Annotated in this window: 18 protein-coding genes and 3 riboswitches; of the genes, 13 read left to right on the top strand and 5 right to left on the bottom strand. The window is 43.5% G+C overall.

Annotation, left to right across the window (positions count from 1 at the left end; translation table 11 throughout):
* Nucleotides 1–108, top strand: a riboswitch (SAM riboswitch).
* A gap of 345 nt (nt 109–453) precedes the next feature.
* A riboswitch (SAM riboswitch) is annotated at nt 454–554 on the top strand.
* 114 nt (nt 555–668) lie between these two features.
* The 8 genes from BM003_RS04515 (at nt 669) to BM003_RS04485 (ending at nt 6,658) form a co-directional block, all read left to right on the top strand.
* The gene (locus tag BM003_RS04515) at nt 669–848 is read left to right on the top strand and encodes a hypothetical protein (protein ID WP_093670531.1); all 180 of its coding nucleotides are present in this window, start codon (nt 669–671) and stop codon (nt 846–848) included.
* Between the two features lie 4 nt (nt 849–852).
* Entirely contained in the window at nt 853–1,866 is a 1,014-nt protein-coding gene (locus BM003_RS04510; protein ID WP_218143211.1) for a trans-sulfuration enzyme family protein, read from the top strand.
* The gene (locus tag BM003_RS18070) at nt 1,856–1,996 is read left to right on the top strand and encodes a PLP-dependent transferase (RefSeq protein WP_218143210.1); all 141 of its coding nucleotides are present in this window, start codon (nt 1,856–1,858) and stop codon (nt 1,994–1,996) included. The genes BM003_RS04510 and BM003_RS18070 overlap by 11 nt, the downstream gene beginning before the upstream one ends.
* Nucleotides 1,997–2,013: 17 nt before the next feature.
* On the top strand, nt 2,014–2,430 hold the full coding sequence (locus tag BM003_RS04505) for a GNAT family N-acetyltransferase (protein ID WP_093670529.1): 417 nt from the start codon (nt 2,014–2,016) through the stop codon (nt 2,428–2,430).
* 119 nt (nt 2,431–2,549) lie between these two features.
* Nucleotides 2,550–3,860, top strand: a complete 1,311-nt coding sequence (locus BM003_RS04500; protein WP_093670527.1) for an O-acetylhomoserine aminocarboxypropyltransferase/cysteine synthase family protein — start codon at nt 2,550–2,552, stop codon at nt 3,858–3,860.
* A gap of 28 nt (nt 3,861–3,888) precedes the next feature.
* The gene (locus BM003_RS04495; protein ID WP_093670522.1) at nt 3,889–5,016 is read left to right on the top strand and encodes an iron-containing alcohol dehydrogenase family protein; all 1,128 of its coding nucleotides are present in this window, start codon (nt 3,889–3,891) and stop codon (nt 5,014–5,016) included.
* Nucleotides 5,013–6,167, top strand: a complete 1,155-nt coding sequence (locus BM003_RS04490; RefSeq protein ID WP_093670520.1) for an amidohydrolase — start codon at nt 5,013–5,015, stop codon at nt 6,165–6,167. Before BM003_RS04495 ends, BM003_RS04490 begins: the two co-directional genes overlap by 4 nt.
* A 52-nt stretch (nt 6,168–6,219) precedes the next feature.
* Nucleotides 6,220–6,321: riboswitch (SAM riboswitch) on the top strand.
* A 169-nt stretch (nt 6,322–6,490) separates the two neighbouring features.
* On the top strand, nt 6,491–6,658 hold the full coding sequence (locus BM003_RS04485; protein ID WP_093670518.1) for a Fur-regulated basic protein FbpA: 168 nt from the start codon (nt 6,491–6,493) through the stop codon (nt 6,656–6,658).
* 47 nt (nt 6,659–6,705) lie between these two features.
* Here the strand turns inward: BM003_RS04485 and BM003_RS04480 are convergent, their stop codons facing one another.
* From BM003_RS04480 to BM003_RS04465, 4 genes are all read right to left on the bottom strand, one after another.
* Nucleotides 6,706–7,614 (bottom strand): lysylphosphatidylglycerol synthase domain-containing protein, encoded by a 909-nt coding sequence (locus tag BM003_RS04480; protein WP_093670516.1) that lies wholly within the window; start codon nt 7,612–7,614, stop codon nt 6,706–6,708.
* A gap of 52 nt (nt 7,615–7,666) precedes the next feature.
* A complete protein-coding gene (locus BM003_RS04475; RefSeq protein WP_093670514.1) occupies nt 7,667–8,806 on the bottom strand; it encodes an MGDG synthase family glycosyltransferase in 1,140 nt (379 codons plus the stop codon).
* A 15-nt stretch (nt 8,807–8,821) separates the two neighbouring features.
* Nucleotides 8,822–9,337 carry a glycosyl-4,4'-diaponeurosporenoate acyltransferase CrtO family protein gene (locus tag BM003_RS04470; protein ID WP_093670512.1) on the bottom strand — a complete coding sequence of 172 codons (516 nt, stop codon included), beginning with the start codon at nt 9,335–9,337 and terminating at the stop codon, nt 8,822–8,824.
* Nucleotides 9,338–9,611: 274 nt separating this feature from the next.
* Nucleotides 9,612–10,292, bottom strand: a complete 681-nt coding sequence (locus tag BM003_RS04465) for a helix-turn-helix transcriptional regulator (RefSeq protein WP_177184639.1) — start codon at nt 10,290–10,292, stop codon at nt 9,612–9,614.
* Between the two features lie 379 nt (nt 10,293–10,671).
* Between BM003_RS04465 and BM003_RS04460 the strand changes: the two genes are divergently transcribed.
* Nucleotides 10,672–12,039 (top strand): hypothetical protein, encoded by a 1,368-nt coding sequence (locus tag BM003_RS04460; RefSeq protein WP_093670508.1) that lies wholly within the window; start codon nt 10,672–10,674, stop codon nt 12,037–12,039.
* Nucleotides 12,040–12,259: 220 nt separating this feature from the next.
* Nucleotides 12,260–12,385 (top strand): hypothetical protein, encoded by a 126-nt coding sequence (locus BM003_RS18065; protein WP_281242864.1) that lies wholly within the window; start codon nt 12,260–12,262, stop codon nt 12,383–12,385.
* Between the two features lie 145 nt (nt 12,386–12,530).
* Here the strand turns inward: BM003_RS18065 and BM003_RS04450 are convergent, their stop codons facing one another.
* Nucleotides 12,531–15,080 carry an EAL domain-containing protein gene (locus BM003_RS04450; RefSeq protein ID WP_093670506.1) on the bottom strand — a complete coding sequence of 850 codons (2,550 nt, stop codon included), beginning with the start codon at nt 15,078–15,080 and terminating at the stop codon, nt 12,531–12,533.
* A 244-nt stretch (nt 15,081–15,324) separates the two neighbouring features.
* On the opposite strand from BM003_RS04450, the gene BM003_RS04445 reads away from it, so the two are divergent.
* The 3 genes from BM003_RS04445 to BM003_RS04430 all read left to right on the top strand — a co-directional run bounded on the left by BM003_RS04445 (nt 15,325) and on the right by BM003_RS04430 (nt 18,417).
* The gene (locus BM003_RS04445; RefSeq protein ID WP_093670504.1) at nt 15,325–16,260 is read left to right on the top strand and encodes an L-lactate dehydrogenase; all 936 of its coding nucleotides are present in this window, start codon (nt 15,325–15,327) and stop codon (nt 16,258–16,260) included.
* A gap of 109 nt (nt 16,261–16,369) precedes the next feature.
* On the top strand, nt 16,370–16,930 hold the full coding sequence (locus tag BM003_RS04440; RefSeq protein WP_093670502.1) for a maltose acetyltransferase domain-containing protein: 561 nt from the start codon (nt 16,370–16,372) through the stop codon (nt 16,928–16,930).
* Nucleotides 16,931–17,337: 407 nt separating this feature from the next.
* Nucleotides 17,338–18,417, top strand: a complete 1,080-nt coding sequence (locus BM003_RS04430) for a FecCD family ABC transporter permease (RefSeq protein ID WP_245734048.1) — start codon at nt 17,338–17,340, stop codon at nt 18,415–18,417.
* The last annotated feature ends 2 nt before the right edge of the window (nt 18,418–18,419 follow it).

The following is an 18,419-nucleotide window of genomic DNA, read 5'->3' as shown; positions in this document are numbered from 1 at the left end:
TTCTTATCCAGAGTGGGGGAGGGACTGGCCCAATGAACCCCGACAACCAACATGATTGCATGCATGGTGTCCATTCCAGAAACACTGAATGGTGTTTGAAGATGAGAAAGAACCAACGCAGCAAACCTTTCGCATCGTCGTTAGGCTTGTTTTTTTATCAGAACTTTTTTTAAAAGATCAGATTTTTATGCTCTTCGTGATGCAATTTTTTAGGATAGTAACACTTGTTGAGAAACGGATCACAGAACAATAAACATCGCAGAATCCGGATCTATTTGCTGTATGAAGATTGGGTGAAAGATTCTGAAAAAAGCATTGACACATGGTGCTTATTGAATTATATTACGTTATAACACATGTAACCTATTGGTTATCTAGGGATCAATAATTTTAATCCGGAGCATGCTCAGGAAAGTGTCCTACGCGTTTTCTTTGAAAATTAAATAGCAATCATTCTTATCAAGAGCGGCGGAGGGACTGGCCCAATGAAGCCCGACAACCAGCACATATGTGTATGGTGTTAATTCCATCAGTTTTAAACTGAGAGATAAGAGAACATACACGCCCAATGTTTTCTTATTCCCAAATAAGAAAGCATTTTTTTATTGCTTGTTTTCAGCGTCAGGAGAAGTTGGCGGGCGTTACTGATAACAAAGGGGTGATCATCAATGAACACCGTTGGAAAACAGTTTTATCAACTCATTCAGTCGCTTTTTTGGGATCCGGTCTATCTGCCTTGGGAGTCAGAAGCATTTCGCAACGCGGTTGCACCTGCGACGATCACCAAGAGAACATCGGAATATCTTCAGTTTTCAGGCAGCAGGACGCGCAGCAACAAAGAGGATTAACAGTATGAAAATAGATTCATTGATTGTAAAAGGGATTGATGCGAAAGACAATCCTAATCATGCGGTTGTTCCGCCGATTTTTCTGGCAACAACTTATGTTCAGGATGATCTGCATGGGTTTCAGTCCTTTGCCTATGCCAGGGGCGGGAATCCAACGCGAACTAATTTGGAAAACTTGTTTTCAAAAATCGAACAGGCGAACTATTCCTATGCGTTTGCATCAGGGATGGCGGCAGTGTCAGCTGTTTTCAGCCTGTTTCAGTCCGGTGACAAAATTTTGCTGAACAACAATGTGTATGGCGGAACCTATCGCTACGCCAGCAATCTTTTTAAGGACAGAGGCATTGCGTATGAATTGGTGCACGATTTTAATGAATTGAAAGCAGAGGATCTGGATGACGATGTGGCCGCACTCTATTTGGAGACACCGTCTAATCCGCTGCTGCGTGTTGCCGATATTCGGCGGCTTGCGGCGATCGCGCATGAGCGAGGCAAATTACTGATCGTCGACAATACATTTTTAACGGCTTATTATCAGAATCCGCTCGCGTTAGGTGCGGATATCGTCCTTTATTCCGCTACAAAATACCTGAGCGGTCATGCAGATGTGATTGCCGGTCTCGTGGCAACCAATCGTGAAGAAATTGCGCAAAAGCTTAAGTTCCTGCAAAATACATTGGGAGGAATCTTAAACCCTACAGATTCATACGCGTTGATTCGTGGTATCAAGACATTGAGTGTTCGACTTGATCGTCAGGAAGAGAATACAAACAAGATCATCACGTTCTTCAGCGGCCATCCCGGCATTGAACACTTGTACTATCCAGGCTCTTATTCGCAGGAGGAAAAGGAAATTCAGGAGCGTCAGTCTTCGGGACACGGCTCGGTCATTTCCATTCGCCTCGCGTCAGATTATGATCAGGATCAGTTTGTTGCGGCACTTTCGCTGTTTGATCTGGCTGTAAGTCTTGGCGGTGTTGAGAGTTTGATTTGCCCAGCCGGCAACGATGACGCATGAATCCTTTGATGAAAAACTTCAGGAGAAAATCGGCATCACAAAAGGCCTGCTCCGTTTGGCGATCGGTATTGAGAATGCGGATGATCTGCTGGACGATTTGGCGCGCGCATTGGAAAAAGCGAAAAGATAGTTTGGAGTGGAGACAGCATGGAAATTCGCAAGATGGTCCCTGAGGATTACGAAGGCGCTTATGACCTATGGACACGAGTGCCGGGAATGAATCTGAATTCTTTGGACAATAGTTATGCGGGAATTGATCGTATTATTCGCAGGAATCCGGAGACCTGTTTGGTCGCTGTCGATAACGAGAGGATCATCGGAACACTACTCGGAGGCACTGATGGACGCAAAGGCTTTCTATACCATACGGCAGTTGACCCTGCGCAGCAGGGAAAAGGAATCGGCACACAGTTAATTGACCGTGTTTGTGCTATTTTTAAAGAGGAAAAGATCACGAAGATCGGCTTGTACGTCGTACTTGATAATGAGGAAGGAAAACAATTTTGGAGAAAAAAGGGCTGGAATTTCAGACCCGATATTGTGTATCTTGATCGTGATCTGTGACGATTTGATGATGGAGGTGCAGATGAAATCAGTACATAATATCTGCACTTTAAATGCTGCTTATAAGCAGCATTCTCGATGGAATACGTCACGTCTCGAATGAGAAATGGGGAATTTTGATGGCAGAGGAGTCAGAAAAAAGATTTGACACATTAAAAATTCATGCGGGCTATGATCCCAAACACCATAATTATGCGTCGCAAGTCCCAATCTATCAAACGGTTGCTTTTGGTTTCGGCGACTCGGAGCGAGCAGAGCGATTGGTCAATTTTAAAGAAAAAGGCTTCAGCTATACGAGAGTCGGTAATCCGACAACTGCTGTGCTTGAACAAAGAATCGCAGATTTGGATGGCGCTTCAGAGGCGGTCGCAGTCGGATCCGGCATGGCAGCTGTTTCTTATACATTGCTTAATTTGGCTGAAGGCGGCGGCAGAATAATTTCCGCCTCTAATATTTACGGATCAAGCTTTGATGAATTTCGAACACTGTTTCCCAAATTTGGGGTTCATTTTGACTTTATCGACGACATTAACGATCGCTCCCAAGTGGCGGCAGCAATAAAAGACGATACCAAAGCTATTTTTGTGGAAAGTGTTACGAATCCGGACACAGCGGTGACCAATGTTGAAGCGTTAGCCAAACTGGCACACGAAAACGGTGTTCCTCTAGTCGTCGATAACACGTTTCCGACACCATATCTCTTTAACCCGATCCGCTATGGCGCAGATATCGTTGTCTACTCATCGACAAAAGGAATCAGCGGGCACGGAGAAGTGGTTTCAGGATTAATTGTCGATGCGGGAAAATTTGATTATGGAAACGGTAAGTTCAAGCAATTTGAGGAAAAAGAATTTGTCCTGGGAAATGAAGGAGAAAGCGTTGAGCGAAGCTTTGTCGAGGCCTTTGGAACAAAGGCCTTTGCTGCGCGAATCCGGGTCAAATACCTTCGTTTGTTCGGTGCTGTTCTGAGTCCTTTTGACGCTTATTTTGTTCTGTTAGGTATTGAAACACTATCCGAACGCTTGGCAAAGCAAGTAGCCAGTGCGGTGAAGATTGCCCGATTTCTGGAAGGTCATCCGCACGTCACATCGGTGCACTATTCCGGACTGCCGGATCATCCGCAGCATGAACTGGTGAACCGCTATTTTCCACGTGGCGTTGGTGCGATCTTTGCTTTTGACATCGACGGAACCGAAGCTCAGACAAAGAAAATCTTAGATTCAGTAAAAATCTTCAGTTACTTGCCGAATGTCGGCGATGCGCGTTCGTTGATCGTTAATCCGGGTCGAACCACTCACCGCGAGATTCCTTCCGCCAATCGTCAAAAAAGCGGACTCACCAATACATTGATCCGCCTTTCGATCGGTTTGGAAGATGCGGATGACCTGATCGGTGATCTGGATCAGGCGTTGAACAAGGCATTTGAGTAGGCAACTATAGAATTTGGGGGAAAAGATTATGGATTTAGGCAAAATTGTCAGGGGCGGACCGAGTCAGTATTTGTGTACAGAGGATGCCATCAGCAAACTCGATGAACTTGTTTCGCCCTTTTCATCTGTTCATATTGTCACGGGTGAAAAATCATTTGCGGCTTTTCAAAAGGTCTATAAAAAAGAAGTCAAGTGGCCGGTTCATCGTTATGATGGAACATCGAGTCATGAGGATATGGATCGTCTGACGCGCGAGATCGGTCAGGCGGATTTAGTTATCGGGATCGGTGGCGGACGTGTATTAGATACCGCCAAAGGCGTCAATCACCGGCTGCGCGCACAGTATATCTGCATTCCAACGGTTCTTGGCACCTGTTCCGCGTATACGCCGCTTGCTATCATCTATAATCAGCGGCATGAACATATCGGTCGCGATCATTTTCAAGAATCCGCCTACGCGGTGCTCGTTGATCTATCTTTATTAATTGATTCGCCGAAAGACTATTACGTTGCTGGCATTGGAGATACATTAGCGAAATGGTATGAGGCGGAAGCAATACCGAAGGATGCGTCTCAGCAAATCGATCCCTTTGTAACACTTGGACTCAGCGCGGCGCTGCAAACGAAAAAGCTGCTGCTTCAGTATTCAGAGGAAGCGGTGGCAAGTCTGGAACGCCATCAGCTCAGTCCAGCCTTCCGTATTGTATCTGATGTGATTGTCGGACTTTCCGGAACAGTAGGCAGCTTTGCCCGCGATTACGGACGCGCTTCCGGTGCCCATGCTGTTCATAATGCGATGAGCAAGATTCCGGAGACGAGCCGCTATCAACATGGAATAAAGGTTGCGTATGGTTTACTCGTACTGCTTGTCACCTTGGGTCAGGATGCTGAAGTGCGGAGGCTGCTGCCCTTTTACAAGCGAGTTGGTCTGAGCTATTCGCTGAGCCAATTCAGTCTTCAGGATGCAGAGAAGGCTAAAAAAATTCTCGCCAGAGAGTGTCAAACGGAGCTCGGCTTTCGTTTTGTCTTTAAAACCTTTGATGAGGCGTTTATTCTGAATGCATTGAATCAAGTGGAAACGTTGGTAACAGAAAGCGACAGTGAAGGGCAGGCAATCGGAAAATATGGCTACAAGGCAGATGAACAGCAAGTATGAGCAGACTTGTCAATGATGAAACAGCTTATCAATCCATTTTTGAGGAACTGCACCAACACCCGGAACTGTCACTGCATGAATATGAGACAACGGCAAAAATCAGAGACTGGCTGCAGGAACAATCGATTACGTTGCGAGAGACCAGCTTGCCAACCGGCGTTTTTGCTGAAATCTCAGGTGACCCGAACGGACCTGCTGTAGGACTTCGCGCGGATATCGACGCATTGCCGATCCATGAACAAACCGACTTGCCCTATAAATCACGAAATGAAGGCGTGATGCATGCTTGCGGTCACGATTTTCATACGACCGCTTTACTCTGGGCCGCCGCTTTGTTAAAACAAAATCAGGCAAATCTTCCAGGCACTGTCCGTCTGATCTTTCAACCTGCCGAAGAAACCGGCCATGGGGGACTCAAAGTGGTCAAAGACGGTCAGCTCAAAGGACTGGACACAGTGATCGGCATTCACAACAAACCCGATTTGCCGGTAGGAACCATTGGTGTTAAGACCGGACCACTTATGGCGGCTTGTGACAAATTTAAAATCACGTTTCATGGAATCGGCGGACATGCAGCGATTCCCGAACGGACCCGCGATCCGATTGTGGCAGCCTCGTCATTCGTTCAGACAGCGCAAACGATCGTCAGCCGAAACATTTCGCCCAAGCATGAAGCGGTTGTGAGTATTACCAGTATTCACGGTGGCGACGTGTGGAATGTGTTGCCTGGGGAGGTCGAACTGCTCGGCACGGTACGCACCTTTTATGATCAGGACCGTGATTTGATCATTGATCGTTTTGCCGAAATCGCCGATGGACTCCAGAAGGCCTGCAACGTGCAGATTGCTGTTGAATGGGGCCAAGGAACGCCATCCGTATTTAATGATGAAAAAATAACGCGGATTGTTCGCGAAGCAAATGAAAACGAAGTGCAGGTGGTGACACCGGAAGTATCGGTGGCCGGAGATGATTTTTCTTGTTTCCAACGTGAGGTACCTGGCGTGTTTGCATTCGTGGGATCAAACGGACCGGAAGATTGGCATCATCCCGCGTTCCATGTTGATCCTGAAGGAATCCGCATTGCCGCGGAGTTCTATTATCGTTCTGCCGTTGCCGTACTGAAGGCATTAAAGGATTCGAACGTTCATTGATCTGCAGAAATCAGAAATCATTAACATACTAATAAAAGAATAGTCCTAGTCATGCTTATCTAGAGAGGTGGAGGGATTGGCCCTGCGAAGCCTCAGCAACCGGTCGTTACGACACGGTGCTAATTCCAAAAGTAGTATTGCTTGAAGATGAGTTGAGGTCAGTAACCATGAAAAACCTGTTTCCTCTTCTTATTGATGAGAAAGCAGGTTTTTATTTTTGCGGCAAAGACAAAGTGACTCAGGGAAGGTATCGGGAATTTTGCTAAGAAGCTTAAACACCAATAAAGGTTAAGCCATAAAATCTATTAAGGAGATGTCGCACCATGGGCAGCGTTCAAAAAAAATCCATTGAAAACAGACAGGAACGGTTAATCGAACAGCTGATTGCTCATGAAATATATAAAATAAATGGAAAGCATCTTTTTCAATTACCGCTGTCCGAGTTGGAACATGAATATAAGCACGTACGTGACCTGCATTCCACTATGTAGGAGGATTCAGCGATAACACAGAAATGACCCATCAATCCAACAGCCATTTACATTTTTTGGTGCAACTTTCTTTTGATCACTTTTCCATATTTTCCATAAAAGGCCAGAATAGAAAGAACGATGCCCAATGGAAGCAATGCGGCATACTGTGTGAAATGAAGCAGTAACCCTGCTGGAAGCGCCGCGCTCTGCTGAATGCCCAGTCCGGCAAGGCCGATAATGACTCCGTATTCAAACAGACCAACAGAACCGGGCGAGGCAGGTATAAAGCCAACGAGGTTTGTTGTGGCAAAAACGGCGAGCGACATACGAAGAGATGTCACCCAGCTGAAGCCGAACGCGATCAGTCCCATCCACATGGAAAAAAGAAGGAGGATATATGAAAGAAGAACCCAAAGCATCATCTTCAGCATACCAATCGTTAAATAATAGCTACGCAATCGCGGCACAAAATAAATAACAATCAACAGCAACACGATGAGGACAATACATGAAAAGAAAAGAATCCACAGGATAGTTAAGATCTTGGTATCTTTAAATCCAGAAAAAGGTACGGCGAGAAGTGAGATGACGATAATCGCAATCGAGTCAGCGATCGCCGGTATCACCAGTAACTTCGTCCGACGCAGCGCAGTATAATCGTCCGGAAAAAAAGCGAAGCGTAATCCGTCACCGATATGAAGAGGCAAAATCATATTTGCCGCATGCCCGATACCAACGATTTGCAGAGCGCTCAGACGGTTGATATTCGGGTCAATACCTAACGTGTACCCAAGGCTTCGAATATAGTTTGAATAGATATTAAGGACAACCGAACCAAAGACTAAGAACCAATTAATTCTTGAATTGAATACAGTGTTTAGATCCAGGCCACCCAGTGTTTTGAATGAATAGTAGACGACTAAAAGAGTAATGATTATTCCCAATAGTAGCTTGAACTTTATTTTTGTGACCATTCAGATGCTCCTGCTGCACGTTTTTTTGGACTTCAGTCGTTAAAAAGAATTTTCAAGCGGTTGGCAGATCAATAGATGCATTAGTTTCCCTAGCTGTTTGTATGAGCAGCTCAGCAATCTCGCGCGTAGATTCAGGTTTTCTGAATCGATACTGGCTTTGTGCGATCTGCAGGAGCTTCTCGCCGTTATTGGCCAGTAATTCAGAAACCATGTCGTTCAGACGGTTTAGGTTCGTGCAATAAAGACCTAACTTGTGTTTTACGACAAACTGAGGATTCTTCGCCTCTTGACCTCCCAGCGCGCCGGTGATGATGACCGGTTTACATAGGTTGATCGCTTCCATTAATACATTTGGGCTTGCCCGAGTGATCAGAAGATCAGCTTCCATCATACGCGCCTTTATTTCCGTAATAAATCCATAGAGTGTAACTCGCTTCCCAATGTAAGGAGAAAAAGCATTCTCCATCAATTGAATTAATGCTTTGTTATGTCCGGCAATAATTGATAGGTGAATTTTATCATTGTTAAGCAATGTTTTTGCGATTTTCAGAACCTGAGTCGATCCCTGACTCCCGCTAATCAGAAGGATTGAAACAACTTCTTTTGCCGCGTGGCAGTGAGGCTCGGGAAGACTGCGGTCACAGAATGTATCGCGTACGGGGAATCCGGTTAAAAATAATTGCTTATGCGCCATACCTACCCTGAGCATCTTTTGCTGTGCCTCATTTGATGGGCATATAATATACGTTGCTCGTTTATCTGCCCAAAGGCTTGTAACGTTGTCCAGATCTGCAATCAGTGAGATAAACGGGATATCCAAATGTGACTGATCCAAGATGTCTAAAACCGAACCAACGAAAAGATTATGAACGGATACGATTACATCCGGATGAAAGGAATCGATCTGCTTTAATAGAGACTTTTTGATGCTTCGAGCAACAAACCAATTGACAACTGGTTTAAACGGATTACTTAATTGATAGAAAAGCCCCCAAAGCGCAGGGAACTTCACTGCAAACGAGTCATAATTGTGACTGGAAGAGCGCAGAACCCAGCTGCCGAGACCGAATCCATCAATTACAGTAAATTGACTATCAGGAGATAAGAGCAGTAACTGCTTGCTCAATGCTTCAGTGATACTTTTATGACCGTTCCCCGTGTACTCGGATGAAAGAAACAGAATCCTATTCACAGAAAAAACTCTCCTCTAGATATCTTTATGGAGCACGTCCAAATTCAACCTACTCCCTCTAATAGTCATCTTTTTATTGGCAAGAATACTTAAAATTCTTGGACGATTATACCGTTGGATAATAATATATGGAAGATTGCAGAGTACAGCAAAACCAAAAATGAAAAGTGAAATGCCGGTATGATTCCATTTTGTAAAAAGAAGCGAACTGATGATGATGCACCAATGGACTAATTCGGCACGGCATGTCTCCAGAGCGAATCTGCATAAATACTCGGTGCTGTATTGTTTCATTTGTTTCTTTGAAAAAAGGAAGGACAGAAAATCACTGAGTTCCGGCAACCTATTCTTCCATCTTTTCACGCTAAACCAATGCTGATAGAAATATCCGTCTTTTTCCCAAGCTCTCGCCTTAAATAACCAGCTGTCATGGTGAAAGATAGCTATTGGGAGTTTAATCGAAATAATCGTATTAATTATTGAGATGATCATGAAAACAAGTATATTATTGATCAATGCAAGTAATTTCATAAGGATCATCTCTCTTTTGTAAATCAGGTTCCCTTTATATGTGGTCTGAAGTAGGACGTCTGGCCAACCCCAGCATAGAAATGATGTGACTGTTATCTTGGTCGAGAGAAAATACAAAATCTAAATTAATAATAACGCTAAATCCTAGAGAAAAGCAGAGTGTGAAAAAAAAACGAAAGAAATAATTAAAAAATACGGCTTTTCAGATTTCGTGACATTCTCGATTTTCCCTCAGCTCACACCAGTGAATTACCTTTTACAATACCGGCTTACCTCATTGTTCGCCATATAGGTTAACTATTTTTTGCGCCGATTCAATGACTTTTATTTTCAGTCTTTCAGGTTGAACCACTTCTGCTTTTGAGCCGAGAGCGAGTATCTCTCGCAGCGCTTGGTCAAAGGTTTCAAACTGGATATTGATGATCAGCCATTCTTCATTTGGTTCATGATCTTGTATTTCTAAGGTATATCCATTCTTTGAGAGTTCATGAAAACCATCTGGATGAGTGCGAAGCAGCACTGGATAACGGGGACGTGAGTTTTCAAATTCACGGCACCAGGTTGACCAGAATGAAGAAATAGAGAATTGCTCTGGAAAAGTGAATGGCGTATGGGTCACGTTAAGCTCTGTAATCCGAGATGCACGATAAACTCTCAACGTATTGTCATGCTCTGCAATTAAATACCAAACGCTCGTTTTAGCGACAAGACCATAAGGGGCAACTTCTCGAAAAATTAGTTCTCCGTTATCCTTCTGATAGTTGATTTGAATCTGCAAATTGCGCTCCAACGCTTGTTCAATGGTTGGCAATGCGGCAATGGATTTATGATTGCCAAACCAGACTCTGGAATCCAAATAGATGCGCCGGAGAAATTGATTGGTTTCACTCTTATAGGATTCAGGCAGATTCTGTATTATTTTTTTCACAGTCACAGGTCGTGTCAAGATGCCCAAATCTTTGAGAAGCTCCGACGAACGATTAATTAGTAAACTCTTTAATTCAGGCAGTCACTGGGATTGGACTTGGCATGCATCGTGCTGTCTCGCTGCTTTTTCTGTTTATTCTCACTCTCATTGTCCTTGCTCCGCTTTTTATACGATTGGAAAAATGGGTTGAAAATAAATAAATTGATTTGACTACAGATAGGATGCGAGATTTACACGGAAATTATTTTGTCATAAGCTATTTAAGAGAATAAAAAAGATCAACGGCGAAAGTTTCTCCTTTTCTAACGAATGTTTTATTGAGCAGATTAAACGGCGCAATACGATTCAACTATTGAAATGGAACGTCGTTTTATATAGAGATCGTTTGAGAAAGGATTTGAATACAGTGAAGAAACAGTCGGAACTAGCAGGAATGCTGAACAGCTTGCCCAAGGAAGAACTCGTTCGTATTATTCTTCGAATTGCTGAGGAAGACGACAAGATTGGAGCTCAGCTGATCGTAAAATACGGAACAGGAAAGGCTGTTCATCAGCTCAAAGCGCGCAAGAAATTGATCAAGTCCATTATTGATAAATATAGTGGAGATGAAGAATTTGGGTTTATACGGTATGGAGAAGAACGTGCTTTTGCTTTAGATATGCTCAGTATTCTGGAGGACGACATGAATAATGAGACCTTGGCATTGGATACAGCCCTGCTGGTGTTGGAGGAAGGTATCTCCGCATTTCAGTATGCAGATGACTCGGATGGCGATATAGGTATGCTGGTAGAAGAAACAATAGCTGGCATTCAGAAAATAGCAGCAAGAATGAGAGAAGATGTTTTATCTGGAGAGCACTGTTTTCAACGCTTGCTGACGATGAGCAACGGTTCGCTATTTGACGGCTGGAATGATTATAGGATTGATTTGCTTCGTATTTGTGCTGATTTTGCTGATGATGAAAAGCATAGAAAACAACTGAAAAAGGTGATTGAGCAGCGTATAGCTGCCGGTGCAGATAATGAAAGCATGCGCTATACAATTGAATCTTTGTATAAGCTGCTGTTTCAGATTATTTGTGATTATGGTTCAGATGCGGAAGCAGAACGATTTGTCCAAGATCACTTATCAGTCACTTTTTTCCGAGAGTGGTCAATCGAAAAGAGCATGGCAGGCGGCAACTATGCTCATGTTATTGAGCTGGCTGAGGCAGGCGAACAACAGGATCATCACTATGCTGGTTTGTTGTCTAAGTGGAAAGCCTTCAGATACCAGGCGTATAAGAAGCTTTCCTTAAGAAAACAGCAGGAGATGCTTGCAAGAGAACTTTTGCTTGATGGTGACTACAACTATTATCATGATCTGGAGTCTCTTCATGAAGAAGACAAAGAAGCGTTCTATCATGAGATTATTGCCGAACTGAAGACAAGCAAAAACTGGAGAGCGCGCAGCGTCTATGTTGAACTGATCTCAGATAAAAACGATTTGGATGAGTTAATGGCTTATGTACGCACTAATCCATCAGAAGTTGAAAAGTATGGGGATCGATTGCTGGCTCGTTACTCTGCGGATGTGCAACAGATTTGCAGTGACTATGTTTTCAACGCAGCCGGCAAAGCTTCAAATCGAAAAGAGTATCGAGAGATCTGCGGTATCTTAAGAAGCTGCAAAAAAATGCTTGGGACTGCCAACCGGTCAGCGATCATTGCCAAACTAAAAACGGAGTACAGCAGGCGACCTGCTTTTCTGGATGAACTGTCTCATATTAAGTAATTGAACAATGACTATATTGCAGAAAGATCATCGAATGGTTAACGTGACATGCATTATAAAACATAGGGAAGGTTTTTAATTGATGAATAATACAGAAGCGCAGTTTGATTGAGTGGCAGTAGAATACGATTTTGTCACTGAACTTACAGGAAGATGAAGGGACCCCATATGTCTGCGAGATTCTTAAAGTGGTACATAAAAAAGATCATGAGGTGATCAAATGTTCACATTAGTTGAGTTGACGACAGGAATTGAAGATGCTTTTAACGACTATTTGTCAGATTGGAAAGAGTCCGGTGAAGAAATCATTCCAAGCACTTCTGCAAAAGGAAAGAGCACTCTATGAGGGTCTTTCGACCGAACTCAAACAAGGACTAAACTTGATCGGGTTTAGTCCCCTGGAAAAGCAGCATATTGATGGACTTTGCAATTTAAGCATACAAATGGTCAAAATGTTTGGGTGAACATCAGCAATTTAGTGCTGATACAGTTCACTTTGCGAATACGCTGTATTTATCCGTTGTCACAAAATCACAATCCGGCGGCAACGGATTCTCGTTAAGAAGCAGGGCGAACTTATTCAGTAATTGGGAAAGAATCTTGCGTTCATTCTCGTTCATGATAAATTTGAAATCATACTGGAATACCTCCGATTTTAGTTCTTTCGTCCAAACAACCGACCCCAAAAATGTCATCTTTTTCCCAAGAATGTTTGTTTCGACCTTTAAGATCAGGGATGAATCAATGCCAAAACGCAGGTCGGAAAGGAAGCGCAAGCCACCTAAACCAATATTTTCGATAAGGATGCGTGTGTTGCCTAGTTGCACATGTTGCTCATGAAATTGAACAAGGGTTATCATGGCACTTAGCGGATAATCAAGATCCACTCTGAAGTGTTTTCTTCGATTTTCATAGACTTCACGTCTTCTTGAGATCGGTTCAACAGGAGCTTTCACTCTTTCCTTTCGCAACAGCTCGGTGAATGTATCGGCCGGAACGGGTTTGGAGAAAAGGTAGCCTTGTATCAGATTGCAGTGAAAATCCTGTAACAGCTGCAGTTGTTCTTGAGCTTCCACTCCTTCAGCTACCACCTTCATTTTTAAATGATGCGCGAGTTCAATGATTGATTTGATGATGTATTTAGAACTCTCATCGTCGGTGTCACTAAGCGCGTCAATGAATGACTTATCAATTTTTAACGTATTGATTCGGCCTTTGAACCGCTTGAGGTAGGAAAGTGATGAATAGCCGGTTCCGAAGTCATCCAGATTGATTCCAATCCCATTCTGCCTGAGACTATCGAGAATCGTAAAAACAGTTTTCTCATTCTCAAGGAGAGCTGTTTCAACGATTTCGACCTCTAAGTATTTCGGGTCCAAATGAGTCTGTCCAAGCACGTCCAAGAGATTAGCAGTCAGATCATGATCCAAAAAACGGGTTGCGGACAGATTGATTGAGATCGGAATCGCAGGCAGGTCTTTATCTTGCCATGCTTTGTTTTGGAGACAAGCGGTATATTCGATCCATCTGTCGATTTGACGCATCATACCGATTTCTTCTGCCAAAGGGATAAATTCTGCCGGTGATACAAGTCCCCATTCCGGATGGTTCCATCGAATCAGTGCTTCGGCGCCTATAATACGCTGGGTAGCGATGTCTACCTTTGGTTGATAGTATAATTCAAATTGACTCAATTCCAGTGAATTTTGTAAATCGGATGCTAAAGTAAAGCGTTTGTAGCCAACGATATTCATTTTATGTGTGTACATCTGATAGTTACTTTGTTTGTTTTCTTTCGTTTGATGCAGCGCAGCATCGGCATGCTTGATTAAGCTCGTCGAATCTTCGCCATCTCTCGGAAAGACACTAATCCCGATACTGAGTGAAATCGGCAAGCGATAATCTTTAACAATGAAGGGAGCATCAAATGCATTGATGATTTTCTCAGCCTGTTGGGTGACTGTGTGCCGAAAAACATTCGGGCAGAGTATAAGAAATTCGTCGGCACCGATTCGCGCTGCAAATTGATGATGATCCAGTATTTTTGTCAGCTTATCAGCAAACTGCTTCAGAAATTCATCACCGATTGGATGACCCAATGTATCATTAATGTATTTAAACCGATCTAAGTCCACATACATCACGGCCAATTTTTGATTTAACGTTTTGCTGACGACAATTTCCTGTTCTAATTTTTCACGGAAAAATCTGCTGTTTGGAAGTCCGGTTAATTCATCATGATCGGCAAGAAATTTTGTTAGCAATTGTGCTTTTTTATATTTCGTGACCTCTTGAACGGAACCCACAACGGTTGCTTGGTTTTGATACATGATTTTTTTAATGTGACATTCATAATAATGCGTGCCGTCCTCTTTAATTGTTCTAAACGGAACGTCTTTCCCAATTCCGCCAACAGTCAATTCGTTTATATTTGATTGAATCGTTGAATGATCATCTGGGTGCAAGGCATCCAAGAGACATTCATTATTTATCAAGTATGGTCCCATAAACGTGTGGAATTTCGGATTTCCATAAATGAGCTGATTACCTTGAAAAATGAAAATGCCAAAGGATGCTTCATCTGCAAAACTTCTAAATTTTAATTCAGATTCGATTAAGGATTTTTTTAATAGGTTCTTGTTTGTTAGATCTTGGACAAGTCCAAATGCACCAATAATGTGATCCTGTGATCGTGCTGGCATTAGGGTTAATTGACACTCGATTTGAGTACCGTTTTTGTGTATAAGTACAGTATTGATGTACTGGTTTTTTCCAATCATTACATTTTTTAATGCTTCTTTGTAGGATAAGGCTTCCTTATCCGGCAAGAATGTATCAAATTTATTTAAAATGATCTCGTCATTCGTGTAGTCAAGGCATTCCGAAAAGTGTTTGTTTGGTAAAGCAATCACCCCGTTAACATCCATATAAAAAGCTATGTTCGGATTACCCTCAAACAAGGATCGGAAAAATAGATCAGGATATTCGATTGCGTGGTCCGTTGAGAGATTTGTATTTTTTTTACGCTTGTTATCAAACATTATTTATGCCTCCGTGGTTCAAACTGGGACAAGCGAGCCATGTGCTCTAAGATATCTTTGTGATATAAATAATAGAACATTCGTATGACTTTGACTATATATACATTGAGTAAATGCGCAAGATTCAATCTATGTTAGAAAATCACAAACTATTAAAAATATACGGGCTTCATTTGACGCTCATTGTGCTAAGATAGAATTGGATGTACGTAGTCAAATTCATTATGAGGGTGGAGACAGATAGATGAGAAAATATGCGATTATTGGCCTTGGCCACGTGGGTGCGGCGGTTGCGTTCCAGCTTGTATCCAAGGGGATTGCCGATGAACTGATTTTAATCGACACGAACGAAGGACTGGCACGCGCAGAACAGCTTGATTTACAGGACATGCAAGGACGGATTGAAACCCGCACGATCATTAAAATCAATGATTACAGCGAGCTTGCCGATACGGACATCTTGTTCATTACTGCCGGCAATATTCTTGCGTATGCGGAAAAAGATGCAGCAGGTAACCGTTGGGCTGAATTCAAATACACGAAGAATATTGTGCAGGATATTGCGCCTAAGGTTAAAGCGTCCGGTTTCCACGGCGTTGCCATCGATACGATGAACCCATGTGATGCGATTACGCAGTATTTCCAGGAAAATACCAGACTCAGCCGGCAGCAAGTTTTTGCTACGGGCACGTTCCTTGACACGGCTCGGATGCAGAAAGTGGTTTCGGATCAATTTGAATGTGATCCGAAAAATGTTTCCGGTTATGTTTATGGTGAACATGGGGAATCTCAATTCAGCGCATGGTCAACCGTTCGCGTGAATGGGCTGGACATCACTGAGCTCGCGAAAGAACGGAATCTGAATCTGGATGATCTTGAAGAAGCAGCTCGCCGCGGCGGCTGGGAAGTTTATTCCGGCAAGGGCTATACAAGCTGGGCGATCTCTACTTGTGCTGTCAAGCTCAGTCAGGCAGTTCTTTCGGATGCCAAGGCCGCATACATCTGCTCTTGTTATAACGAAAAGTACGGCACCTATGTGGGTCAACCGGCAATCATCGGTAAGGACGGAATAGAAGAAGTTATCACTCTGCCGTTAACTGCTGAAGAGGAAGCAAAATTCAAACACTCTGCGGATACAATTAAGGAAAAATTTCAAGCTTTTGATAAGCAGCCTAACTGATTAATCAGGCAAAACTAGGCTATTTGTAATAGGCTCGGTGGTTAAAATCCGATTCACTCGGACTTCGGCCGCCGAGTTTTTCATGAAATCCAAAAAAGGGGTCAAATTAATGACAACCGAAAAAGAAAAAATGATCAACGGTGAGTTGTATGACGCGTTGGATTCGATATTAATAAGCGATCGATTGAATGCGCGGAGGCTGACACGATTATATAATGGAACGCTCGAAACAGAGCGAGATAAGAGAAGGGGATTATTAAAACAGCTCTTCGGGTCGACCGGAGAAAAGTTATACATTGAGCCAACGTTTCATTGTGATTATGGCTACAACATCCATGTCGGCGACCATTTTTATGCGAATTTTGATTGTGTCTTTTTAGATATATGCGAGATTCGCATTGGAGATAACTGCATGTGTGCTCCGGGTGTTCATATTTATACTGCGGCGCACCCGCTTAATGCGAAACTGCGTACATCGGGTGTGGAATTTGGGAAGCCGGTAACAATTGGCGATAATGTTTGGATCGGCGGGCGGGCCGTGATTAATCCTGGGGTTACGATTGGTAATAATGTCGTTGTCGGATCAGGTTCAGTCGTCACCAAGGACGTGCCGGATAATGTAGTTGTCGCCGGCAATCCAGCGAGAATTATAAAGAAAATCGAAGAATAAAAGGAATGCTTCATGCATGAACATTTGATCAAATTGCTCAACTCGATAAACGCTCGATAAAGATCTCAAAGTGCTCGATAAATCGTTGGAAACGCTCGATAAAATGCTGAAAACGCTCGATAAACAATTTAAAGTGCTCGATAAATTTGTAGAGTACACATCACGTCACACATGGTGCCGTAATGCGTGCATCAGAACGCGTTCAAAAGTGAGCGGGTTCTTTTTTTGCTTGATTTTTTTGAAAGCTGAATGACGGTAAGGAGTCATGTGAGCATACTCATTTATTAACGGAACTTTTCTAGTGTGATGATAATCACAAATAAGTCTTGTTTTTTGGTACATTATGCCTTAAAATCATAAGAGATAATGATAATCATTATCACTTGAATTGTGGAGAGGTGATTTCTTTGGTCAAGCACAGAGTTAGGAGTGATCGAATCGGCTATTTTTATTTTCCGATTATATTGTTCCTACTCTTTTTGATTGCCCTATCAGCAGTATATTCCGTATCAATTGGACAAGTACATATTCCATTCAGGCAATCGATGAATATCCTACTGCACGTGCTTACAAATGGCAGGTTGGGTTCTCCGGATGCAGTAGGAAACGAATCTTATTTCAACATCATCTATCAGATCCGAATGCCGCGCGTGATTTTTGCTTTGCTGATCGGTATGGGCCTTTCTCTATGCGGGACCGTGATGCAGGCTGTTGTGCAGAACCCGCTTGCGGATCCATATATTATCGGCATCTCTTCCGGGGCTTCTCTTGGCGCAACGATCGCAATTTTGATTGGTTTCGGAGCCAGCGCATTCTTCGCCAACTTCGGGGTAGCTTTCGGCGCATTTGTCGGCGCGGTTATCACATCTGCCGCAGTGCTTCTACTCTCGAGTATTGGTGGGAAAGCGACCTCGGTGAAGCTTGTACTCTCGGGCGTCGTCGTCGGTGCCTTTTGCAGCTCGCTCTCAAGTCTTGTGATTTTTTTCGCCAACAATGCGGAGGGTGTGCAGCAGGTTGCCTTCTGGTCAATGGGGAGTCTTGCTCCGTCAAGCTGGGACAAGGTGCCGATTTTAACAATCGTCGTGCTGCTTGGGTGCGGCATTTTTCTCTTCCAGCACCGCGTTCTGAACACGATGCTGCTCGGTGATGAATCAGCGGTGACGCTTGGGATTAATCTAAGCGCGTTTCGTAAGATTTACATGGTGCTCGCAGCGTTGATCACGGGAACAATGGTCGCTTATTCCGGAACAATTGGCTTTGTCGGACTCATTGTTCCGCACATTTGCCGCGGGCTCTTCGGCGCGGACCATAAACGTTTGATGCCGGCGACGCTGCTCTTAGGCGGTCTCTTTCTCATCTGGGCAGACATCTTGTCCCGGACGCTGGTTCCCAATGTTGACCTTCCGATCGGGATCATCACCTCAGTGATCGGTTCACCGCTCTTCATCTATATGATTGTGAAAAAAGGCTATAACTTCGGAGGCTGAGG

It is taken from the genome of Sporolactobacillus nakayamae (assembly GCF_900113325.1).
Lineage (GTDB): Bacteria > Bacillota > Bacilli > Bacillales > Sporolactobacillaceae > Sporolactobacillus > Sporolactobacillus nakayamae.
This window is presented reverse-complemented; position numbering and strand designations above follow the sequence as displayed.

What these genes read in the sequence shown, in the direction of transcription:
- BM003_RS04515 (WP_093670531.1), top strand. Translation starts at nt 669, where the DNA reads ATGAACACCGTTGGAAAACAGTTTTATCAACTCATTCAGTCGCTTTTT.
- BM003_RS04510 (WP_218143211.1), top strand. Translation starts at nt 853, where the DNA reads ATGAAAATAGATTCATTGATTGTAAAAGGGATTGATGCGAAAGACAAT.
- BM003_RS18070 (WP_218143210.1), top strand. Translation starts at nt 1,856, where the DNA reads ATGACGCATGAATCCTTTGATGAAAAACTTCAGGAGAAAATCGGCATC.
- BM003_RS04505 (WP_093670529.1), top strand. Translation starts at nt 2,014, where the DNA reads ATGGAAATTCGCAAGATGGTCCCTGAGGATTACGAAGGCGCTTATGAC.
- BM003_RS04500 (WP_093670527.1), top strand. Translation starts at nt 2,550, where the DNA reads ATGGCAGAGGAGTCAGAAAAAAGATTTGACACATTAAAAATTCATGCG.
- BM003_RS04495 (WP_093670522.1), top strand. Translation starts at nt 3,889, where the DNA reads ATGGATTTAGGCAAAATTGTCAGGGGCGGACCGAGTCAGTATTTGTGT.
- BM003_RS04490 (WP_093670520.1), top strand. Translation starts at nt 5,013, where the DNA reads ATGAGCAGACTTGTCAATGATGAAACAGCTTATCAATCCATTTTTGAG.
- BM003_RS04485 (WP_093670518.1), top strand. Translation starts at nt 6,491, where the DNA reads ATGGGCAGCGTTCAAAAAAAATCCATTGAAAACAGACAGGAACGGTTA.
- BM003_RS04480 (WP_093670516.1), bottom strand. Translation starts at nt 7,614, where the DNA reads ATGGTCACAAAAATAAAGTTCAAGCTACTATTGGGAATAATCATTACT.
- BM003_RS04470 (WP_093670512.1), bottom strand. Translation starts at nt 9,337, where the DNA reads ATGAAATTACTTGCATTGATCAATAATATACTTGTTTTCATGATCATC.
- BM003_RS18065 (WP_281242864.1), top strand. Translation starts at nt 12,260, where the DNA reads ATGTTCACATTAGTTGAGTTGACGACAGGAATTGAAGATGCTTTTAAC.
- BM003_RS04450 (WP_093670506.1), bottom strand. Translation starts at nt 15,080, where the DNA reads ATGTTTGATAACAAGCGTAAAAAAAATACAAATCTCTCAACGGACCAC.
- BM003_RS04445 (WP_093670504.1), top strand. Translation starts at nt 15,325, where the DNA reads ATGAGAAAATATGCGATTATTGGCCTTGGCCACGTGGGTGCGGCGGTT.
- BM003_RS04440 (WP_093670502.1), top strand. Translation starts at nt 16,370, where the DNA reads ATGACAACCGAAAAAGAAAAAATGATCAACGGTGAGTTGTATGACGCG.